Origin of the sequence: Xanthomonas sp. A1809 (assembly GCF_017746015.1) — a bacterium.
Lineage (GTDB): Bacteria > Pseudomonadota > Gammaproteobacteria > Xanthomonadales > Xanthomonadaceae > Xanthomonas > Xanthomonas euvesicatoria.
The window spans coordinates 321639-340047 of the sequence record NZ_JAGHWZ010000004.1; the positions used below are offsets into that span (position 1 = coordinate 321639).

The following is an 18409-nucleotide window of genomic DNA, read 5'->3' on the forward strand; positions in this document are numbered from 1 at the left end:
CGCACTTTACCGGTACGCACCGTCGCGCGCAGGCACGCTCCTACAAATGCCTCTCTCCATCGCCGTTGCAACGCCTTCAATCTTCCACGACAAGAACGCAATGACCGATCCGCACCGCCCCTCATCCAGACGCCGCGTCATTCTCGAAGACGACATCGACGGCTTCACGCCCGCACAGCTGCTGCTGTTGCAATCGCCCGACGTGCAGGTGCTGGGCATCAGTGCCGTCAGCGGCAATATCTGGCGCGATGAGGCGCTGGCACATACCTGCCGCCTGCTGGAACTGGCTGGCCATCCGCAGATTCCAGTGCTTCCCGGCCCGGTGCATCCGCTGCTCAACAGCGAGTTGGCCACCGAGCGCTGGGAAGCGCTGTACGGCAAACTCGTCTGGAAGGGCGCGTGGACCAGGCACTGGGTGGACGGCGACACCGTGCAAAGCGCGCCGCGCTATCACGCCCACGATGTGGTGCCCGAGCTGGCGTTGGGCAATCCCAGCGTGGTGCGCCCCGCAGACGAGCCGGCCGCGTTGTTCATGCTGCGCATGGTGCGTCAATACCCGGGCGATGTGAGCATCATTGCAACCGGCCCGTTGACCAATCTGGCACTGGCGCAATCGCTGGACCCGTCCTTTGCCACGTTGGCGCGCGAGCTGGTCTACATGGGTGGCAGCCTCAATCCACGGCAGCAACGCAACAGCGTGAGTGCGCAGCAATTCGCACGCGAGTTCGTCAATTCGCCGCGACGCGAATTCAATATCCGCTGGGACCCGGAAGCGGCCAGCATCGTCATGCGCGCGCCGTGGCGGCAGATCACCATGGTGCCGGTCGACCCCTCCACCGCCACCGAACTCACCGCCGAGTTGCTGGCGCGCATGAGTGCGGCCGACACCACGATTGGCCATGCACTGCGCCGCCGCGAGCCGGGCTTTCCGATGTGGGACGAACTGGCCACGGCCGTGTGGCTGCGCCCCGACTTGGCCACCCGCACCGAAACGCTGTACGTCGACACCAACACCGCCTTCGATGCCGGGTACGGCGACATCTTGTCGTGGGCACCGGGGTATCAGCCCGGGCTGGGCGAGCAGGCGCAGACGGTGGTGCATGCGGTGGACGTGCCGGCATTCGAACAGCTGCTGGTCGACCGCCTCACCGCGCCGCAACCACCGGCAGTGGGGTTACCACTTCCCCTTTTCCCATCGGACCTCGGTCCCCTTGATGGAACAAGGTGCCCGCAGGGCGAATGAAGGTTCGATATGCGGATGACAGTGCTGCATCGGTAGAGTCGCTGGTGAGGAATGTGGAAACAAATGCCTGGCACATCTCCAACTGCCGTGACAGCCTCGCCCAACGCCGCCAGCGCCCCAGCCCGCGTTTGCGATGCGAACGCTCCCATGCACGCGCACCGGTGGCGCGCAAACCGTGCCTTCTCGCTCCGCGGGAGAGCCGTTCGATCAGGACGTGAGACAGAAAGACGCGCGATGACGCTGCTGCATGATTAGATCGAATGCCGGAAGCTGCACGTCTGCGGTCTTTGCGGTCACAACGACCGCGTAACGGTGACGCGCAATCCCGACAGCCTCGTGTCGGCTCTCAACGCATCAGCCAGCACGTTTGCACGACCCGCACGCCAAGCACACAAGCGAATCTCAACTCCCCAATCCCCGCTTCCAACAGGTGATCCATGCAACTCCCCGCGCAATGGCAGGCAGGCGTCGATCGCAATACCGAAGTGCTGCGTGGGCACGCGCAGCTGCTGGCCAGCTTCCATGCGCCGCCTGCAACGGCACACGAGGGCGGCGGTGCGCGCGGCCAGATTGCCTCCATCGTCAGCACCACGCGCAGCCAGCCCACGCTGGCCGCGCGACTGGCCACCCAGACGCTGACGCGCATCAACCAGGCCAACGACCGCCTGTGCGCCATCACCCACCTGCTGCCGGCGCGTGCCGCGGCTGATGCCGCGCGCGTGCAGGCCGCGCTTGCCGGGGGCAGCGACGGGGGCGCGTTGGCCGGCGTGCCATTCGTGGTCAAGGACCTGTTCGACGTCGCCGGGCAGGTCACCACCGCCGGCGCCGCGGTGCGTGCGCACTGCCCGCCGGCCAGCCGCGATGCGGCGGTGGTGCAACGGCTCAGCGACGCCGGGGCCGTGCTGGTGGGTACCGCCAACATGGACGAATTCGCGTACGGTTTTGCCACCGTCAACGCGCATTACGGCACCACCGCCAATCCGCACGATCTCCAGCACCTGGCGGGCGGCTCGTCGGGCGGCTCGGCGGCTGCGGTGGCGGCCGGGCTGGTGCCGTTCGCGCTTGGCTCGGACACCAATGGTTCCATCCGCGTGCCGGCCGCGCTGTGCGGCATCTACGGCCTGCGCCCCACGCACGGCGCCGTGCCCCTGGATGGCGTGTTCCCGTTTGTCGACGCACTGGACGTGGCCGGCCCATTCGCCACCTCGGTGGCCGACCTGCGCCGCGTCTATGAGGTACTGCGCGGGCAGCCGCTGCCTTCGTGCCATGCCGGCAACCTGCGTGTCGCGCGGTTGGGCGGCTGGTTTGAACGCAATCTGGATCCGGATCTGGAGGCCGGGCTGCAGGCCCTGCTCACCGCCTGCAACAGCCTTTCGTCGATCGACCTGCCGGAGGCCGAACGCGCACGCGCCGCTGCCTTCGTCCTGACCGCTGCCGAAGGCGGGCATCGTCACCGCAGCGCACTCACCGCGCACGGCGCGCAGTTCGACCCGGCCACCCGCGACCGCCTGCTCGCCGGCTTGCAGCTGCCCGCCAGCGCGGTGGCCGATGCGCACCGCTTCGCACAATGGTTTGCCGATGCCATGCACGCGCTGTGGGACCAGGTGGAGGTGCTCATCGCGCCGGCCACCCCGTGCGTGGCGCCACGCATCGACCAGGACACCATCCAGATCGACGGTTTGCCCGTCTCCGCACGCGCGAACCTGGGCATTTTTACCCAGCCACTCGGCCTGGCCGCCTGCCCGGTGCTGGCCGCACCGTTGCCGCGTCCCGGGCGCCTGCCACTGGGCGTGCAACTGATCGCCGCGCCCGGCCGTGAAGACCGCCTGTTTGCGCTGGCCGCGCAACTCGAACGCGACGGCCTGCTCGCCTTCAGCCCGCCGCCGGAGTCACGCTGATGGTGCATACCCTGCGCGCGCGCCGCGGCATGGTGGTCGCACCGCACCACTTGGCCGCACAGGCCGGGCGCGATGTCTTGCGCGACGGCGGCAATGCCGTCGAAGCGGTCGTGGCCACCGCCGCCTGCCTGGCGGTGGTCTACCCGCACATGACCGGCATCGGCGGCGATGGCTTCTGGCTCATCCACGAACCCGATGGCCGCGTGCATGCCATCGATGCCTGCGGCCGCGCGGCGCAGGCGGCAACACTGGATTTCTATCGCGGCCACGCCCACGTTCCGTGGCGCGGGCCAGGCGCGGCCAATACCGTGGCCGGCACCGTCTCCGGCTGGGCGCTGGCCCTGCAGCAGGCAAACGGCAGCGTGTCGCTGCAACGCCTGTTGAGCGATGCGATCCATCACGCCAGCGCCGGCGTGCCGGTCACGCTGGGCGGGGCGCAGATCGCCGCCAGCAAGGGCGCAGAACTGCGTCTGCAACCCGGCGCCTATGCCGAGATCTTCGAGCCGCACGGCGTCCCGCTGGGCGAAGGCGCGCTGCTGCACCAGGCGCAGCTCGCGCGCACCCTGCAGCGGCTCGCCGATGAAGGGCTGGAGAGTTTCTATCGTGGCGCGATCGCACACGATATCGCCGCAGACCTGCAGGCATTGGACAGCCCGCTCAGCGCACACGACCTGGCGATCCATCGCGCCGACGTCAGCGTGCCGTTATCGGTTGTCATCCAGGGCGCGCGCCTCTACAACCACGCGCCCCCCACGCAGGGGCTCGCCTCGCTGTTGATCCTGGCGCTCTTCGATCGCCTGAAGGTGGAAGACGCAGACAGCTACGCACACCTGCACGGGCTGATCGAAGCCAGCAAGCAGGCGTTCCTGATCCGCGACGCACACCTGGGCGACCCCGCCTGGATGACGCTCGACGCGCAAGCCCTGCTCGACGACAGCACCGCACTCGATGCGCTCGCCGCACGCATCGACATGAGCGCCGCACTGCCGTGGCCACATCCCTCGCAAGCAGGCGACACCGTCTGGTTCGGCGCCATCGACGCGCACGGCCGCGCGGTCAGTTGCATCCAGTCCACCTACTTCGAATTCGGCTCCGGCCTGGTGCTGCCGCGCACCGGCATCACCTGGCAGAACCGAGGCTGCAGCTTTCGCCTCGCCCCCGATGGCTGGAACGCCCTTGCCCCAGGCCGCAAACCCTTCCACACCCTCAACCCGGCACTGGCCACCTTCGACGATGGCCGCGTGATGGCCTACGGCACCATGGGCGGCGAAGGCCAACCGCAAACCCAGGCCGCCGTGTTCTCCCGCTACGCCCGCTTCGGCATGCCGCTGCAGCAGGCGGTCAGCGCACCGCGCTGGCTGCTCGGCCGCACCTGGGGCGAAGACAGCACGGCGTTGAAGCTGGAAGACCGCTTCGACCCGGCCGTCGTGCAAGCCCTGCGCAACGCCGGGCATGCGGTGGAACTGCTGCCGGCGTACAGCGCGGTGATGGGGCATGCCGGTGCCTTGGTGCGCGAGGTCGATGGCGTCCTGAGTGGCGCCAGTGATCCGCGCTCCGATGGGGTGGTGGCGGGGTGGTGACTAGGGCGGTCGTTCCGCTGCGGTCGCTCGCCCCATGCGCGCCATGGGCATGCACCGGGTGAAAGTGTCCAGGTGTCGCAAGACCGTCGTGCCGGAGCCTTCGTAGCGAACCCAACCACGGCAACCTTGGCGATCCGTGTGCCATGCTTAGGCACGCCAACGGCGCGCCATCCACATCTGCGTTGCGGCTAACGCGTCGTCCAATCCACTCAAGGAGAGCAACATGACAGACCAAGATCAACATCAACCGTCGCTGGAAGACGTCAAGCTGGCGTTCGATGGCCAGAGCGTGGATTGGTATCTGCAGAAGCTGGTCGGCATTGCCAACACCTCGGACGTGCAGTTCGGCGTCACGCTGTTTGTCGAAGGCATCGTCATTTCCGGCCAGTTGGTCAGCGGCAAGCGGTATTTCGAGGCATTTGCGCAGGAGTTCTCTGCGGCCTACCCCGGCGCGGCCGATGAAAAAGAAGATATCCGTCGCGCGTTTGCCAGCCACGCCAGCATCTACGATTCCGAAGACGATGCGCAGCAGAGCAGCACGCCGCCGCAGTTCATCCACCTGATCGATGCGCGTTGCTTCTCACCGGGCGGCCAGCCGCTGCCAAGCAACCGTGGCGTGTTGTGGCGTGGCAAGGTCAATGCGGTTTCCGGATTCACCCTTGGGTCGCTGTCGGCAGACTGAGCGCGGCCCAAAAAAGTCGCGCGCCGCCGTCAGGCGGGCGCGGAAGGCGCGCTCAGAACCGCAGTGTACGTGTGGTACATGCCGATTCCGGGAACAGGCCGCGCCCGCCTGGCGGCGGCGCAGTCGTTTTTGTTAGGTGCTCCAAGCCCCTTACCGTCTGCTCCAGTGTGAGTGCGCGCCATCTCACACTGGACTACCAACCACATCTCGAGGCAGTGCAAGGCCGCTCCAGAACGGCAGCATTTGGCGATCCTGTGTCAGGCAGCGCCGTTGGACCTCAGCGCACGTTGGCGATGCAGTGGCATCAACACGGCCACGGCCACGCGTCATACAGACGGCGCGAGCGTACGCGACAAGAACTCACTGATGGAGTGCGCAATCTCCACCGCATGCGTCTCCAGTGCGAAGTGCCCCGTGTCCAGCAGGTGCACTTCGGCCTTTGGCAGATCCTTGCGGTAGGCCTGTGCGCCGGCCGGGATAAAGGCTGGGTCGTGCTTGCCCCACACGGCCAGCAATGGCGGCTGATGGGTACGAAAATACGCTTGGAATGCCGGGTACGCTGCCACGTTGCTGCGGTAATCCAGGATCAGGTCGAGCTGGATCTCTTCGGCGCCCGGGCGCGCCATGTAGGCGATATCCAGCATGTAGCCATCCGGCGACAGTGCCCCGGGCGCGACACCGGTACCGTACTGCCACTCACGAATGGTCTGCGGCGACAACGATGCACGGCAGGCCTCGCGATTGGCGGCGCTTGGCTCACGCCAGTAGGCTTGCCAGGCGTCCCATTGGTCGCTGAACCCCTCCAGGTAGGCATTGCCGTTCTGGCTGATGATGGCGCTCACCCGTTCCGGATGCGCGGCCGCAAGGCGGAAGCCGACCGGTGCACCGTAGTCGAACAGGTACAGGCCATAACGCGTCAGCCCCAAGGCGTCGGTAAAGCCTTCGATCACCTTGTAGAGCGCCTCGAAGGTGTAATCGAACTGCCCACGCGGCGGTGCCTTGGTCATGCCGAAGCCGGGGAGATCCGGGGCGATCAGACGGTATTGGTTTGCCAGCAGCGGCATCAGGTCGCGGAACATGTGGCTGGCACTGGGAAACCCATGCAACAGCAACAGGACCGGTGCGTCCTTGCGCCCTGCTTCGCGATAGAACACCTGGACATCGCCAACCTGCTGGGTGCGATACCTGATGCGCTGGGTGGAGTCGTGGGACATGCTGCCTCCGTCAAGTGGTGGGGTGTATGCGCCGGAAGTGTCGGCTGCACGCAATCTGCCGGCCCCCAGGGCCAGTGCGGTGCCAATCCACCCCAGGCGCAGGATGGAGCGGCGCCCGTGTAACGCCGGCGCATGTTGCAGGTGGGAATTGATGCGCGGGGCTGCGCGCATGTTGGTGCGGCAAAGCGTGTGGAATGGCGGCCATGCTAGGTGCGCCGGCCCAGCACGAGAACCACCCTGGGGTTCAATTGAGCATTGCATCGCACGCAATGCCGCGGCCACTGTTGCGTTTGCATGCGCTGCATGGCGCATGCGGCATCCAGGGGTTGCTCACATCGGGCTGCTAGGCTGCGTGCCCGGTCGAAGGTGATTGTCGAAGTCGAGGCGCAGGTGGACCGCATCCAGGAAATGACGCTGTTTGCCGCGCTGGCCGAGCACACCAGCTTTGCGGGTGTCGCACGCCGTCTCGGCATTTCCACCGCCACAGTCACGCGCACCATCGCGCAGCTGGAAGCGCGGCTGGGCGTGCTGCTGGTGGTGCGCAGCACACGCACCATGCGGTTCACCGCGGCAGGCCAGCAGTATGCAAGCGACTGCCGGCGCCTGTTGGCCGAGCTGGAGGATGTCGAAAGCCGCGCCGCTGGGCTGCATACGCTCCCCAGCGGCTTGCTCACCGTGACTGCCCCGCAGATGTTCGGTGCACTGCATGTCACACCTGTCGTGGCGCACTTCCTCAGCCGTTACCCGGCGATGCGCGCACGGACACTGCTGGTGGACCGCGTCGTGCCGCTGCTGGAGGAAGGCATCGATGTGGCGATCCGGATCGGCACGTTGCCCGATTCGTCGCTGACTGCCATCCCGGTCGGCAGCGTCCGTCGCATGGTCTGTGCCTCGCCCGGCTATCTTGCAGAACACGGCATACCGCAGCACCCGGACAGGCTGCCGCAGCATGCAACGATTTCCACCTCCGCGGCCGAACGCGCGCCCAAGTGGGCGTTTCGTCTGGATGGCCGTGCGCATGAGGTGGACGTTGCATCGCGCCTGAGCGTCAGCGCATTCAACGCCGCCATCGTTGCCGCAGTGGATGGGTGGGGCCTCACGCAAGTGCCGTCCTACCAGGTTCGCCAACACCTGCAAAACGGAACGCTGGTCAGCGTGCTGGATGCCTTCGAGATCGCGCCCGAACCGGTGCACGTGGTCCATGTCGAAGGCCGCCGCGGCTCGTCGAAGGTGCGCACCTTCGTGGACGAGTGCGTGGCTGCGTTGCGGCACGATCTTGGATGTGCGGACGGCGGTTGAGTGGTGCCAGGCAGCCCCGCCATGCCGTTGGCTGCCGCACGCGCGCGAAGGCGCGCCTGACCGCAGCAGCGCCATGCAGTCGATCGGCCGATGCAGTTGCAGCGCGATCATCCCGGACGGTATGAACAGCCGCCCCGCCCCATGAGCATGTTCCGACGTTTTCCTTCGCGCGGCGTGTTCCTTCGCGCGGCGTGTGGCGCATGGGCTGCGCGTGACGCAGCACCCACGGCGTTGCGGTGCATTCGCGGCGTTGCCGCCAACCGGTGCGGGCACGACCGTGGCCGAGGTGCCGCTGGCATGCGCACGCGTTCGCCGGATGAGGTTCTCGCAAGGGCGCGCCTGCCGCCGGCAGCCCCATGCCATCGGGCCAGGCATCGCGTTGCATTTTTTGCAGCACAAGCCCGCGAAAAAACTCTTTGATGGCGACAGGACTGCCTCCCTATAGTCCAAGCGTCACCTCTCCCGCCTGCTCCTGGACCGCTGTTGAAGGCTCCGCGAGCCCCGTTGGTCCTGTCGATGCCCGCTGCCCTGCCGTCCCGCCAAGCGACCGCCGACCTCACCGCTCCTGGCGGTGCGCGTGCGGTGGCACGCTGCGACGCGCTGGGCGTTGCGCCCTACAGCGATAGCGATACCGGGCTATTCCGCGGCTGGCTTGGTCCTGCCCACCGCGCCACGGTGGAACAGGTGGGCACCTGGATGAGGGCGGCCGGCATGCAGGTGCGCATCGATCCCCTCGGCACATTGGTGGGCCGGTACGCCGGCACGCGGCCAGACACGCCGGCGCTGCTGATCGGCAGCCACCTGGACAGCGTGCGCGATGCCGGGCGCTACGACGGCCCGCTCGGCATCCTGCTCGGGATCGAATGCGTCGCTGCGCTGCATGCACAGGGGCGCAGACTACCGTTCGCCATCGAGGTCATCGCCTTCGGCGACGAGGAAGGCTCGCGCTTTCCCGCGTCCATGTTCTGTAGCGGCGCGGTGGCCGGCACGCTCGATCCCGCCAGGCTGGCGGTCACCGACCCCGCCGGCATCACGGTGGCCAGCGCCCTGGCCGCGTGGAACCTGGACATCGCCCACGTGCAGCGCGCCGCCCGCGCGCCGGGCAGCGTGCTGGCGTATCTGGAAACGCATATCGAACAAGGCCCGGTACTGGAAGCCGAAGGATTGCCGCTCGGCATCGTCAGCGCCATCGCCGCGCAGCGGCGCTTCGCGCTGCGCTTCGAGGGCCGCGCCGGGCATGCCGGCACCACCAGCATGGCACTGCGCCGCGACGCGTTGAGCGCCGCCGCCGAAGCGCTGCTGGCCATCGAGCGCATCGCGCGCGTAGGCAGCAGCGATCTGGTTGCCACCGTCGGCACGCTGCAGGTGGCACACGGCGCCACCAATGTGGTGCCGGGGCGTGTGGACTGCACGCTGGACGTGCGCGCCGGCAGCGACGCGAGCCGCGATGCCGCCGTGCATCAGATCGAACAGGCACTGGCGCAGATCGCCATCCACCGCGGCATCGCCATCGCCATCGAGCCACTGCAGACACTGGCTGCCAGCCCCTGCGCGCCGGCACTGATCACGCGGCTGGAACATGCGGTTGCCGCGCAAGGCATTGCACCGCGCCTGCTGGTCTCCGGTGCGGGCCACGATGCCATGGTGATGGCAGCGCTGTGTCCTACGGCGATGCTGTTCGTGCGCTGCGCCGGCGGGATCAGCCATCATCCGGACGAGCATGTCGATCCGGCCGATGCCGAGATTGCACTGGCGGTCATGCGCCATTTCATCGAACACCTGGGAGAACCCCTTGTCACCTGATCTGCGTCAGCTGCACACCTTTGGCGAACTCGATCCCCCGCAGCGCCTGTTGATGGGCCCGGGCCCGGTCAATGCGCATCCGCGCGTGCTGCGTGCGATGGCCGCCGATCTGCTGGGGCAGTTCGATCCGGAAATGACCGCCTACATGAACGAGGTGATGGCGCTCTATCGGCCGTTGTTCGGCACCGAGAACCGCTGGACGTTCCTGGTCGATGGCACCGCGCGCGCCGGTATCGAAGCGGCGCTGGTGTCGCTGGTCAGCCCGGGCGAGCGCGTGCTGGTGCTCAACTTCGGCCGCTTCGGCCTGTTGCTCACCGAAATCCTGGGCCGCCTCGGCGCCGAGGTCCACACGGTGGATGCGCCATGGGGCCAGGTGCTGCCGCTGGGCGCGATTGCCGAGGCGATCGAGCGCGTGGCGCCCAAGCTGGTGGCCACCGTGCACGGCGACACCTCCACCACCATGGCCCAGCCGCTCGATGGCCTCGGCGCGCTGTGCCGCGCAGCTGGCGCGCTGAGTTATGTGGACGCCACCGCCACCATCGGCGGCATGCCCGTCGCCAGCGACCGCTGGGAGGTGGACGTGGTCACCGGCGGTTTGCAGAAATGCCTGGGCGGGCCATCCGGCTCGGCGCCGATCACCGTGTCCGAGCGCGCCGCAGAAGCGATCTTCGCGCGTCGCCATGTCGAACGCGGCATCGTGCGCGCCGACATCGCCAACGGCAGCGGCCCGCGCATCGCCTCGAACTATTTCGACCTGGCGATGATCATGGATTACTGGTCGGACAAGCGCCTCAATCACCACACCGAAGCCACCACCATGCTGTACGGCGCCCGCGAATGCGCACGCGTGGCCCTGCAGGAAGGCCTGGATGCACGCTGCGCGCGCCACGCGGCGGCCGGGCGCGCGGTCAGTGCAGGTATCCGCGCGTTGGGGCTGGAAGTGTTCGGCGACGATGTGCATCGCATGACCAATGTCACCGGCGTGGTGATTCCGCCCGGCATCGACGGCGAGGCGGTGCGCCGCCGCATGCGCGAGAATTTCGAGATCGAGATCGGCACCGCGTTCGGGCCGCTGCAGGGCAAGATCTGGCGCATCGGCGCGATGGGCTACAACGCCATGAAGCACAAGGTGCTGATCACCCTGGCCGCACTGGAAGCGGTACTGCGCGCCGAAGGTGATGCCTGCACGCACGGCCTGGCGGTGGAAGCGGCACTGGCCGCCTGGCACGCGGAAGCGCAGGCATGAACGCTGCGCGCGACCTGCTCGGCTATGGCGCCACGCCGCCCGCGGCGCAATGGCCGGGCGGCGCGCGCATCGCAGTGCAGTTCGTGATCAATTACGAAGAAGGCGCAGAAAACTGCGTGCTCAATGGCGATGCCGGGTCCGAAGCGTTCCTGTCCGAAATGGTCGGTGCACACGCGCACCCCGGCGCACGCGCCATGGCTATGGAAAGCCTGTACGAATACGGCAGCCGCGCCGGCTTCTGGCGGCTGCATCGCTTGTTCACTGCACGCAACGTGCCCATGACGGTGTTCGGGGTGGCGCAGGCCTTGGCATCCAATCCGGATGCGGTGGCCGCGATGCAGGCGGCCCAGTGGGAAATCGCCAGTCACGGTCTGCGCTGGATCGATTATCAACACGTGGACGAGGCCACCGAACGCGCGCATATCGCGCAGGCCATCGCCGTGCATACGCGCGTCACCGGCAGCCGCCCGCTGGGTTGGTATCAGGGGCGCACCAGCCCCAACACCGCCCGCCTGATTGCCGAGGAAGGCGGCTTCGTCTACGACGCCGACAGCTACGCCGACGATGTGCCGTACTACGACCACCGCCACGGCCGTGCGCAGTTGATCGTGCCGTACACGCTGGATGCCAACGATATGAAATTCGTCGCCTATAACGGCTTTGCCGATGGCGAGCCGTTCTTCCGCTATCTGCGCGACAGCTTCGAACAATTGCGCAGCGAAGGCGGGCGCATGCTTTCGATCGGCCTGCACGGGCGCATCGTGGGCAAGCCGGCACGCGCGGCGGCGCTGGCGCGCTTTGTCGATCATGTACTGGCCAGCGGCGATGCCTGGATTGCGCGCCGCATCGATATTGCGCGCCATTGGCTGCAGGTGCACCCGGCATGAGCATTGCCGCCTCCCGGATCGATCTGCCCGAGGTGATCGCGCAAGTGACGGCCGCCTTCCATGCCTACGAAACCGCGCTGATGCGCGACGACATCGCGGCGATGGATGCGCTGTTTCATGCAGCGCCCAGCACGGTGCGCTATGGCGTGAGCGAAGTGTTGTACGGCATCGATGCGATCCGCGCATTTCGCAGCGGCCGCGGTGGTTCGCCGCAACGCCAGCTCGCACATGTGCAGGTACACGGCTTCGGGCATGACTTTGCCACCACCCACGCAGAGTTCATTCGCGAGGGCAGCAGTGCACGCGGGCGGCAAAGCCAGAGCTGGGTGCGCTTTGCCGACGGCTGGAAAGTGGTGGCCGCGCATGTCTCGTTGCAAGGCACGCACGCATGAGCGTGGTCGACGACCCCGCGCTGGACGATGCCGCCTTCCTGGCGCGCTACCGCGACCTGTTCGAGCACTCGCCGTGGGTGGTTGAACGTGCGCTGCGGCGGCGGCCGTTGGCCGATGTGCAGCGCGGCCTGATGCAGGTGGTCTACGACGCATCGCCGCAAGATCAGGTCGCACTGATCCGCGCCCACCCCGAGCTGGCCGGTAGGGCCGCGATCGACCGCACGCTCACCGAGGCATCGGCCGCGGAGCAGGCTTCGGCCGGGCTGGACCGGCTCAGCGAGGACGAATTCAAGCGCTTCCACGCGCTCAATCAGGCCTATCGCCACCGTTTCGGATTTCCGTTCGTGATCTGCGTGCGGCTGCACGACAAGGCCGGCATTCTGGCCGCGCTGGCGCAGCGGCTGGGGGCCGCGCGCAATGCAGAGATCGCCACCGCCATCGCCGAAATCGGCAAGATCGTTCACCTGCGCCTGGAGGCACTGCCATGAGCCTGGCCCACCTCGAACGTACCCTCGCCCACGACCTGCAATGCCTGGCCCACGGCGGCGATGCCTGGGTGCAACCGCGCGTGCATCCGAGCGGGCACGTCTACGACGTCATCATCGTCGGCGCCGGGCAGAGCGGCCTGGGGGCGGCGTTCGCGCTGCAACGCGAGCGTGTGCACAACCTGCTGGTGATCGACGAAAACCCGGCGGGCCAGGAAGGTCCGTGGGTGACCTACGCGCGCATGCAGACCCTGCGCACGCCCAAGCACATCACCTCGATCGATCTGGGCGTGCCATCGCTCACCTTCCGCGCGTGGTGGCAAGCGCAGTACGGCAGCGCCGCATGGGATGCGCTGGACAAGATTCCGCGCGCGCGCTGGATGGATTATCTGCGCTGGTATCGCACAACGCTGCGCTTGCCGGTGCGCAACGCCACCCGCCTGGTCCGCGTGGAGCCGGACTTCGCACCGGGTATCCATCGCCTGCATCTGGCGATGGGCGCCCCCCTGCTCACGCGCAAACTGATTCTGGCCACCGGCATCCAGGGCGGGGGCCAGTGGGTGGTGCCCGAGTGGATCAGCCGCGCCCTGCCCGCGCATCGCTACGCGCACACGTCCGGCCAGATCGATTTCGCCGCACTGGCCGGCAAGCGTGTGGGCATTCTGGGCGGCGGCGCCTCGGCCTTCGACAATGCCTGCTTTGCGCTCGAACAGGGCCTGGCCAGTGCCGAGGTGTTCGTGCGGCGTAGCGAATTGCCGCGCATCAATCCGTTCCGGCACATGGAACAGGCCGGCATCATTCCGCGTTTTCTGGCGCTGCCGGATGCAGACAAGTATCGGATGATGGCCAGCTTCTTCGCGCACAATCAACCGCCCACCAACGATACCTTCCAGCGCGCCTGTGCGCATGCCGGCTTCGCGCTGCATCTTGGCGCGCCGTGGCTGGACGTGGCCGAACGCGATGGCGAGATCGTCGTGCGCACGCCGCAGCGCGAACACCGCTTCGATTTCCTTGCCATCGCCACCGGCCTGGTCACCGATCCGCAGCTGCGTCCGGAACTGGCTGCGCTGTCCGGGCGCATCGCCTGCTGGGGCGACCGCTATCGGCCACCGCCGGGCCAGGCCAATCCGGTGCTGGACGCACACCCCTATCTGGGCCCCGGGTTCGAACTGCTGCCACGCACGCCTGACGATGCCGCGCTGCTGCATGGGCTGTTCGCATTCAACTATTCGGCGCTGATCAATCACGGCCCATCGGCCGCCGCGCTGTCCGGGCTGAAGGTGGCACTGCCGCGGCTGGCCCGCGCAGTGGCCGACCAGTTGTTCCTGGACGACCGCCAGGCCATCGTCGACAGCTACCTGGCCTACGACCAACCCGAATTCGTCGGCCAATGGCCGCAGCCCACCCAGGCGGTGGCATGAGCACGCTGTCCACGCACGTGCTGGACACCGCCAGCGGTCGCCCCGCCGCCGGCGTACCGCTGCGGCTTTTCGCCAGCGAGACGCTGTACTTCGAGGGTGTCACCAATCCCGACGGCCGCTGCCCGGACCTGGCCGCGCTCGCGCTGCAACCCGGCCGCTACCGGCTGGAATTCGACCTCGCCCGCTATTGGCAGGCAACCGGCATGGCGCTGGCCGATCCACCGTTCCTGGACTGCATCCCGATCGCCTTCGGCATCGCCGACGACGGCCACTACCATGTCCCGCTGCTGCTGTCCCCGTACGGGTACTCCACCTATCGCGGCAGCTGAGCGCTGCGTCGTGCCGCAGTGCAGGCAATTCGGGCCCGTCTGCACGACGGCCTGCGCTTCCATCGCTGCCGGTGCGCATGACCGCCTGCGCACGGTGTCAGACCGGTTTCACTCAAGCCCCGTAGAATGGCCGCTTTCCGGCGACAGGCCGGGGCACCGGAACGGTCATGATCCACAACGATGTACTGCGCAGCATCCGCTACATGCTCGACCTCAGCGACGACAAGGTGGTGGACATCACCCACCTGGCCGACCCCGAGTTCGCGCTCGACAAGCCGCAGGTACAGGCCTGGCTGAAGAAGGAAGACGAGCCGGGCTTTGAGCCCTGCACCGATGCGATGCTGGCGCGTTTTCTCGACGGCCTGGTGCTGCGCTTCCGCGGCCGCGACGAGAGCCAGCCGCCACGCCCGCTGGAAACCCGCGTCGGCAACAACCTGGTGTTGAAGAAGCTGCGCGTGGCCTTCGAATTGAAGGACGTCGACATGCACGCCATCTTCGCCAGCGCCGGTTTCCCGCTGTCCAAGCCGGAACTCTCCGCACTGTTTCGCCAACCCGGCCACAAGAATTTCCGCCCCTGCGGCGACCAGCTGCTGCGCGCCTTCCTCAAGGGCCTGACCGCCCGGATGCGCGAAGCGGGATGATCTTCAGCGCACACGCTTGGCCGCTGGCGCTTGTCCAGCGGATGCCCTTTTTCGGTGCAAGAGCATCATTGAGAACCGCACGCACGCTCTAAATCGCCACCACGGTACGAATGACCATGCGCCATCCGTACCGTCGTCGTCAGATCACGCGTGACGGCGCCCAAAACGCAGCAGGTGCGATCAGCTGAAACGTCTGTTGCGGATCTGCTCGCGTTCTTGTTCTGTCATATCATCCATGTGGATGTAGTGGACGCCTTGTCCGCGCGGGGCACTGAGAAGCTGCGACTCGATGTCCTCCTGGTCGCCGTCGGGCGAGGAGATCAGACCCACGATGGTACCGTGCGGGGCAACCCGCCATAGCGCCACACGTTGGAAGACGCGCACCTGGTCGGTATCGGTCACTTGGGGATAGGTAGCGTACCAACCATCGGCAGGCAGGTAGCGATAAGAACCGTAGTCGTTCATAGCGTCTCTGGATTGGCGGAGTGGCCTGCCGATTGTGGAAAGACCTTGACCAAGTGGGATACGGGGATTTCCGATTTAGCGCTGCGATTACGTCTCTCGCACCCAATGTTTCGCTGCAGCGTGGAGCGTTTCGTGCGCTGTATTGTGGTGAGCCGGAACGCAGCGGGCTGCCGGCAGTCGCGCACAGGTCTCTGTCGCACTCTATGCAGCACAAACGTATCCTTCCCGCGCATGACCGACCCTGCTTTTCCGATCTCCCCGTTGTTGCCGCAGATCCGCGACAGTCTCGCTGCGCATCCGCGGCTGGTGCTGGAAGCCCCGCCCGGCGCCGGCAAGACCACCCAGGTGCCGCTGGCGTTGCTGGACGCGCCGTGGCTGGCCGGCCGCAGGATCGTGATGCTCGAGCCGCGCCGCGTGGCGGCCCGCAGCGCGGCGCAGTTCATGGCGCGCCAGCTCGGCGAGCCGGTCGGCGAAACGGTGGGGTACCGCATCCGCTTCGAGAACAAGACCTCCGCGCGCACCCGCATCGAAGTCGTCACCGAAGGCATCCTGACCCGGCTGATCCAGGACGACCCCATGCTGGAAAGCGTCGGCGCGCTGCTGTTCGACGAATTCCACGAACGCCATCTGGCCGGCGACCTGGGTCTGGCGCTAGCGCTGGATGTGCAGGCGCAGGTGCGCGATGACCTGCGCATCGTGGCGATGTCGGCCACGCTGGATGGCGAACGCCTGGCCGGCTTTCTGGAAGCGCCGCGGCTGAGCAGTGCCGGGCGCAGTTTCCCGGTGGAGATTGCGCACTTTCCGGCGCGCCGCGACGAAGCGCTGGAGCCGCAGACGCGGCGCGCGGTGGAGCACGCGTTGTCCACGCATCCCGGCGACGTGCTGGTGTTTTTGCCCGGCCAGCGCGAGATCGCGCGGGTGCATCGCGCACTGCAGGATGCGCTGGATCCGGCGGTGCAGGTGCTGCCGCTGCACGGCGAGCTGTCGGTGGAGGCGCAAAGCCAGGTACTGCAGCCCGACCCGCAAGGCCGCCGCCGCGTGGTGCTGGCCACCAACGTGGCCGAATCTTCGGTCACCTTGCCCGGCGTGCGCGTGGTGATCGACAGCGGGCTGGCGCGCGAGCCGCATTACGACCCCAACAGCGGGTTTTCGCGGCTGGACGTGACCGCCATTGCGCAGGCTTCGGCCGACCAGCGCGCCGGCCGCGCCGGACGTGTCGCCAGCGGCTGGGCCTACCGGCTGTGGCCGCAGTCGCAACGGCTGGAACCGCAGCGCCGTGCCGAGATCACCCAGGTGGAACTGGCCGGCCTGGCGCTGGAACTGGCTGCCTGGGGCAGCAGCGCACTGCGCTTTGTCGATGCGCCGCCCAGTGGCGCACTGGCCGCCGCGCACGAGCTGCTGCAGCGGCTGGGCGCGCTCACCGCAAGCGGCGGCATCACCACGCTCGGCCGGCGCATGCTCGCGCTGGGCACGCATCCACGCCTGGCGGCGATGCTGGCGCAGGCCGGCGATGCGCCGCGTGTGGCGCTGGCCTGCGACCTGGCCGCGCTGCTGGAAGCGCGCGACCCACTGCGCCAGGGTGGCGATGGGCTGGCCGCGCGTTGGCGGGCGCTGGCGGCATTTCGTCAGGGCCGCAGCGCGGCCGACGCCGATCGTGGCGGCCTGGCTGCCATCGACAGCGCTGCCAAACAATGGCGGCGCCGGCTGCGCTGCGACAGCGCCCCGCCATCCAGCGTGGAGGCGCACGCGCTCGGCGACCTGCTGTCGCACGCATTTCCCGATCGCATCGCCGCACGCCATCCGGCCGACCCGCTGCGCTACCTGCTCGCCAACGGCCGCAGCGCGCGCCTGTTCGACCATAGCGATCTGCGCGGCGAACCGTGGCTGGTGGCCAGCGAACTGCGCTATGAAGCCAAGGATGCGCTGTTGCTGCGCGCCGCGCCGGTGGATGAAGCCTACCTGCGTCGCAGCCTGCCTGAGCGCTTCGTGCAGCAGGACGTGGTGCAGTGGGACGCGGACAAACGGGCCCTGGTCGCCCGCCGCCAATCCAGCTTCGACCGCATCGTGCTCGACAGCCGCCCGGCCGGCCGCGTCGACCCGGCACACGCCGCAGCCGCGCTCACCGACGCAGTGCGTCAACTCGGCCTGGACGCCCTGCCTTGGACAGAAAACCTGCAGCAGTGGCGCGCCCGCGTGCAGTCGCTGCAGAGATGGATGCCCGAGCTGGCGCTGCCCGATCTCTCCGATGCCACACTGCTGGAGACGCTGGACACCTGGCTACGCCCGGCCTTCGCCGGCAAGACCCGCCTGGACGCGCTGGATGAGGCCAGCCTGGGCGAAGCACTGAAGAGCGCGCTGCCCTGGGAGCGCCGCCAGTGGATCGACCGCCATGCGCCCACCCGCATCAGCGTGCCCTCCGGCATGGAGCGCCCCATCAGCTATGCCCTCGACCACGCCGGCCAACCGCTACCGCCGGTGCTGGCGGTCAAACTGCAGGAACTGTTCGGCCTGGCCGAAACCCCACGCATCGCCGACGGCCGCATCCCGTTGACCTTGCACCTGCTGTCGCCCGGCGGGCGGCCGTTGCAGGTGACCCAGGACTTGAAGAGTTTCTGGGCGAATACGTATCCGGACGTTAAAAAAGAGATGAAGGGGCGGTATCCGAGGCATCCGTGGCCGGATGATCCCTGGACAGCCGCCGCAACCCACAGAGCAAAACCACGCGGCACCTGAAACGCACAGACCCGCGGCGGCGGTGAAACAGACGGGCGCTCGAAATCTCCTGCGGCGCGGACAGCTGCCGCAACCCACAGAGCAAAACCAC

General features: G+C 67.6%; 16 protein-coding genes and 1 other RNA gene. 14 read left to right on the forward strand and 3 right to left on the reverse strand.

Annotation, left to right across the window (positions count from 1 at the left end; all coding sequences use genetic code 11):
• The first annotated feature begins 100 nt into the window (after window positions 1-100).
• The 4 genes from J7396_RS05305 to gvpU all read left to right on the forward strand — a co-directional run bounded on the left by J7396_RS05305 (window position 101) and on the right by gvpU (window position 5403).
• The gene (locus J7396_RS05305; protein ID WP_209261105.1) at window positions 101-1243 is read left to right on the forward strand and encodes a nucleoside hydrolase; all 1143 of its coding nucleotides are present in this window, start codon (window positions 101-103) and stop codon (window positions 1241-1243) included.
• A gap of 437 nt (window positions 1244-1680) precedes the next feature.
• The gene (locus tag J7396_RS05310; RefSeq protein ID WP_209261106.1) at window positions 1681-3141 is read left to right on the forward strand and encodes an AtzE family amidohydrolase; all 1461 of its coding nucleotides are present in this window, start codon (window positions 1681-1683) and stop codon (window positions 3139-3141) included.
• Complete coding sequence (locus J7396_RS05315; RefSeq protein WP_209261107.1) at window positions 3141-4721, forward strand: gamma-glutamyltransferase family protein; 1581 nt, start codon at window positions 3141-3143, stop codon at window positions 4719-4721. The genes J7396_RS05310 and J7396_RS05315 overlap by 1 nt, the downstream gene beginning before the upstream one ends.
• Window positions 4722-4944: 223 nt before the next feature.
• Complete coding sequence (gvpU, locus tag J7396_RS05320) at window positions 4945-5403, forward strand: gas vesicle accessory protein GvpU (protein WP_008572349.1); 459 nt, start codon at window positions 4945-4947, stop codon at window positions 5401-5403.
• Between the two features lie 4 nt (window positions 5404-5407).
• Here gvpU and J7396_RS05325 read toward each other — a convergent pair.
• A non-coding RNA gene (locus J7396_RS05325) (sX9 sRNA) lies at window positions 5408-5483 on the reverse strand.
• A gap of 246 nt (window positions 5484-5729) precedes the next feature.
• Entirely contained in the window at window positions 5730-6617 is an 888-nt protein-coding gene (locus tag J7396_RS05330; protein ID WP_209261108.1) for an alpha/beta hydrolase, read from the reverse strand.
• Window positions 6618-6983: 366 nt separating this feature from the next.
• On the opposite strand from J7396_RS05330, the gene J7396_RS05335 reads away from it, so the two are divergent.
• From J7396_RS05335 to J7396_RS05375, 9 genes are all read left to right on the forward strand, one after another.
• On the forward strand, window positions 6984-7916 hold the full coding sequence (locus J7396_RS05335; RefSeq protein ID WP_039417666.1) for a LysR family transcriptional regulator: 933 nt from the start codon (window positions 6984-6986) through the stop codon (window positions 7914-7916).
• A 582-nt stretch (window positions 7917-8498) separates the two neighbouring features.
• Entirely contained in the window at window positions 8499-9719 is a 1221-nt protein-coding gene (locus J7396_RS05340) for an allantoate amidohydrolase (protein ID WP_343237462.1), read from the forward strand.
• Window positions 9709-10965: an alanine--glyoxylate aminotransferase family protein gene (locus J7396_RS05345; protein ID WP_008572338.1), complete on the forward strand. Its 1257-nt coding sequence runs from the start codon at window positions 9709-9711 to the stop codon at window positions 10963-10965. Before J7396_RS05340 ends, J7396_RS05345 begins: the two co-directional genes overlap by 11 nt.
• Window positions 10962-11852: an allantoinase PuuE gene (puuE, locus tag J7396_RS05350; protein ID WP_011346008.1), complete on the forward strand. Its 891-nt coding sequence runs from the start codon at window positions 10962-10964 to the stop codon at window positions 11850-11852. Before J7396_RS05345 ends, puuE begins: the two co-directional genes overlap by 4 nt.
• The gene (gene hpxZ, locus J7396_RS05355) at window positions 11849-12244 is read left to right on the forward strand and encodes an oxalurate catabolism protein HpxZ (RefSeq protein WP_209261109.1); all 396 of its coding nucleotides are present in this window, start codon (window positions 11849-11851) and stop codon (window positions 12242-12244) included. Before puuE ends, hpxZ begins: the two co-directional genes overlap by 4 nt.
• Window positions 12241-12732 (forward strand): 2-oxo-4-hydroxy-4-carboxy-5-ureidoimidazoline decarboxylase, encoded by a 492-nt coding sequence (gene uraD / locus J7396_RS05360; RefSeq protein WP_209261110.1) that lies wholly within the window; start codon window positions 12241-12243, stop codon window positions 12730-12732. The genes hpxZ and uraD overlap by 4 nt, the downstream gene beginning before the upstream one ends.
• Entirely contained in the window at window positions 12729-14150 is a 1422-nt protein-coding gene (gene hpyO, locus J7396_RS05365) for an FAD-dependent urate hydroxylase HpyO (RefSeq protein ID WP_209261111.1), read from the forward strand. The genes uraD and hpyO overlap by 4 nt, the downstream gene beginning before the upstream one ends.
• Window positions 14120-14479 carry a hydroxyisourate hydrolase gene (uraH, locus tag J7396_RS05370; protein ID WP_209261112.1) on the forward strand — a complete coding sequence of 120 codons (360 nt, stop codon included), beginning with the start codon at window positions 14120-14122 and terminating at the stop codon, window positions 14477-14479. The genes hpyO and uraH overlap by 31 nt, the downstream gene beginning before the upstream one ends.
• Before the next feature lie 167 nt (window positions 14480-14646).
• Complete coding sequence (locus J7396_RS05375; protein ID WP_003489391.1) at window positions 14647-15120, forward strand: DUF1456 family protein; 474 nt, start codon at window positions 14647-14649, stop codon at window positions 15118-15120.
• 180 nt (window positions 15121-15300) lie between these two features.
• Here the strand turns inward: J7396_RS05375 and J7396_RS05380 are convergent, their stop codons facing one another.
• Entirely contained in the window at window positions 15301-15585 is a 285-nt protein-coding gene (locus tag J7396_RS05380) for a hypothetical protein (protein WP_008572328.1), read from the reverse strand.
• A 231-nt stretch (window positions 15586-15816) separates the two neighbouring features.
• Here J7396_RS05380 and hrpB point away from each other — a divergent pair, with 231 nt between their 5' ends.
• Window positions 15817-18318 carry an ATP-dependent helicase HrpB gene (gene hrpB, locus J7396_RS05385; protein WP_209261113.1) on the forward strand — a complete coding sequence of 834 codons (2502 nt, stop codon included), beginning with the start codon at window positions 15817-15819 and terminating at the stop codon, window positions 18316-18318.
• Window positions 18319-18409 lie beyond the last annotated feature (91 nt).